The sequence below is a fragment of the uncultured Sneathiella sp. genome (assembly GCF_963973085.1).
GTDB lineage: Bacteria > Pseudomonadota > Alphaproteobacteria > Sneathiellales > Sneathiellaceae > Sneathiella.
The window spans coordinates 1-2,762 of record NZ_CAXAXA010000020.1 but is presented as its reverse complement, the minus strand read 5'-3'; the positions used below and the strand labels follow the sequence as shown (position 1 = coordinate 2,762).

At 53.1% G+C, this 2,762-nt stretch carries 2 protein-coding genes; one reads left to right on the top strand and one right to left on the bottom strand.

Going from position 1 to position 2,762, the window contains the following annotated elements; genetic code table 11:
- Window positions 1-376: 376 nt before the first annotated feature.
- Complete coding sequence (locus AACZ19_RS18490) at window positions 377-1,279, bottom strand: LysR family transcriptional regulator (protein WP_327565315.1); 903 nt, start codon at window positions 1,277-1,279, stop codon at window positions 377-379.
- Between the two features lie 113 nt (window positions 1,280-1,392).
- On the opposite strand from AACZ19_RS18490, the gene AACZ19_RS18485 reads away from it, so the two are divergent.
- Window positions 1,393-2,241 carry a DUF4437 domain-containing protein gene (locus AACZ19_RS18485; protein WP_327565316.1) on the top strand — a complete coding sequence of 283 codons (849 nt, stop codon included), beginning with the start codon at window positions 1,393-1,395 and terminating at the stop codon, window positions 2,239-2,241.
- Window positions 2,242-2,762: the final 521 nt, after the last annotated feature.

Here is a 2,762-nt window from a genome sequence, read left to right as displayed (position 1 = left end):
CCGCTTCCCGATGGCGTAAGAAAACGCGTCACGCACAAAATTCTGCACAGTCTCTCGCTGACATGCGAGAGCAAAGCAAAAAGATCGTGCCGCTGTGCCCTTTCGCCGCCTCAGAATTTCGGAAACACCCCGAATGGGCTGACGTGCTGAACTAGGCTTATAAAGCATAGCGAAACACGAACATTTTCACAAATGTAAGCGTATCATTTTGTGAAATAATGAGACCCTTGTTGGCGAACGCCTTGAGGTCAATCTCACGCCCAGTCCAATCAAATCCGGCCGCCATATATGCCCTGCTGAGTATATCGGGCACCATAATCCAAAACGGCGCCGTTCGGTCGTGGGTCGCAAGTTACCGGTCATTGTAAAAACCGCTTCACTGCCTCAAAGTCGGCACCTGCGCCATCTTTTGTTTGATAAACGATCTGAATTGCCGGACCCTAAGCGGCTCGATCCCGCCGGGCGGGCGCATGAAGTGAATGTTCCACTCCGGCGCGACGATATATCTGTCCAGGACAGTTACCAGTTCACCACTTTCAAGATGCTCGGCAACTTCCCACGTACATTTGCGCGCGATGCCAAAGCCGGAAATGGCAGCTTCGGTAACACCCTCCGCAAGATTGGTCACAAAACGGCCCGCGACTTTGACGGCATCTTCCTCCCCATGAGGCCCTTTGAACTTCCAATTCTGCAATGCATCGCGAATTACGCAGTCAAAATGAACCAGGTCCTGTGGCGTTTGTGGCGTGCCCATTGCTTTTAGGTAGTCTGGCGCAGCAACCAGAATACGTGGACATAAACTAAGCTTTTGCGCCTTGAGGCTCGAACTTTCCAGAGCACCCAACCGGATAGCACAATCGAACCCGTTATCCACGATGTCAAAAACCGTATCACTAAGATGGAGTTGCACGGTCAAACCCGGATGCATCGACAAGAATTCCGTCACAAATGGCGCAATGTACTTCCGCCCGAATGAGGCAGGGCCAGCCAACCTTAGAGTGCCGCGCAGGACTTGATTTTCGCCACTTACGTCAAGCATGGCGTCCTGCACCGTCTCGAAAATCCGCTCTGCATGTTTCAGCAAGCGCTCCCCTTCAAGCGTCACGCTGACGCTTCGAGTTGTCCGGTGCAAAAGCTGCGCGCCCACTTCGGATTCGAGTGCCTGAATGCGTTGCGTCGCGCTCGTCGGCGACAAACCAAACTCTGCACCGGCCTTACCGATAGCTCCCAACCGCGCTGCCCGAACGAACAATTCCAGCAATTTCAGATCGTTAATCATTATTTGCCACAGCCAAATAGTGCATTATTCTTTGAAGTCATTATCATTCGTTGGTTTCATAGTATCTCACTCCCGGCAACGAGCCAAGACACTTCACCACGAAAGTATATGACATGATGAAACACTCCGTTCTGCCCATAGCCGCAATAGCCCTGGCGCTAAGTTCGCAGCAATCCTTTGCACAAGAAGCCACCGAGATCGTGAAATTTTCGGATGTTACTTATCAGCCGCTCAACCCAGCACGCGGAGACGCAGCACCTCAGGCCGGCGTGCTCTGGGGGGATATCGCCAAAGACGTGCCCACCGGTGCCATTATCAAATTCGGAGAGAACTTTTCTTCGCCGCCCCATATTCACAACATTACCTATCGGGGCATCGTTATCGAAGGTGCAGTCCACAATGATGATCCCGATGCCGCAAACATGTGGATGGGGCCGGGCTCTTTTTGGTCACAGCCGGCGGGTGAGCCTCACATCACATCTGCGGCGGCAGAGGGCGGCGCAACGATCTTTTTGGAGATCCTCGAAGGGCCATATCTGGTCCGGCCGACCGAAGAGGCTTTTGACAATCACGAACTTCCAGTGAATTTGGATTCAAGCAACGTTGTCTGGCTAAGCACGGATGATGTGACATGGATCGATCAGCCTGCCGCCAAGGACAACACCGCCGCCCCACAACTCGCCTACCTTTGGGGAGAGACCAGCGCAAACAATGCAACATTCCTGAAAATTCCGGCAGGAACTTCCGGCACGCTCGAAAGCAATGCTGGATTGCTCCGCGCTGTCACAATCTCCGGCAAAACGGACCTAACCGTCCCGGAGGGTTCCACAGAAAGCGATCTGGCTCCCGGCAGCTATTTCGGCTCTGAAACAGGCGGATCATATGATCTGTCTTGCCAGATCGAAGATGATTGCATGCTGTATGTGCGGGCAGAAGGCAAATACACTTTCACCGGGAAGTAATCGCAGTGCCGCGGTCGTTTGAAAGATGGTTCTAATCCCACATTCAAGCGATCGCGGTCCACTGGCAAAGAAAATAGCAAGCTCCTGTATCGTGCATCCGCCTGCTTTTCTCAGATCGAACAAACCGGAACGTGGATCTGTCGACTTTGGGCAGGCCAGCTTTTTAGAAAGACAATGAAGTCTTAGCCGCTCGTGATACGTCCGCTTTCACCATTGTCTTCCCCATGCTTCGCACCTGCAGCGAACGACCGCTTTCCGCCCCTTAGCGTTGCGGGCAGCGAACGGCCCTTAGCTGCCGTCCGGGTCTTAGAGTCTTGCTGTTCAACAGCATGCAGAAAGCCGACATTCCACTGCGGTCGGCGAACGTTCTGATCCTTTGGAAACCAAAGGGCAATCTTCGCGTGTTTGACGCACCTTCAAACGCTGAACACAACAATCCTTCATGTCTCGTCCAGTGCGGATCAATCGTAAGCGTCCGACCTGCCTGCACTGACGGTTCATAGAGTGTGTTGATAGGTGTC

Excerpts from the sequence above, each read along its gene's own strand:
- AACZ19_RS18485 (WP_327565316.1), top strand. The coding sequence starts at position 1,393 with ATGATGAAACACTCCGTTCTGCCCATAGCCGCAATAGCCCTGGCGCTA.
- AACZ19_RS18490 (WP_327565315.1), bottom strand. The coding sequence starts at position 1,279 with ATGATTAACGATCTGAAATTGCTGGAATTGTTCGTTCGGGCAGCGCGG.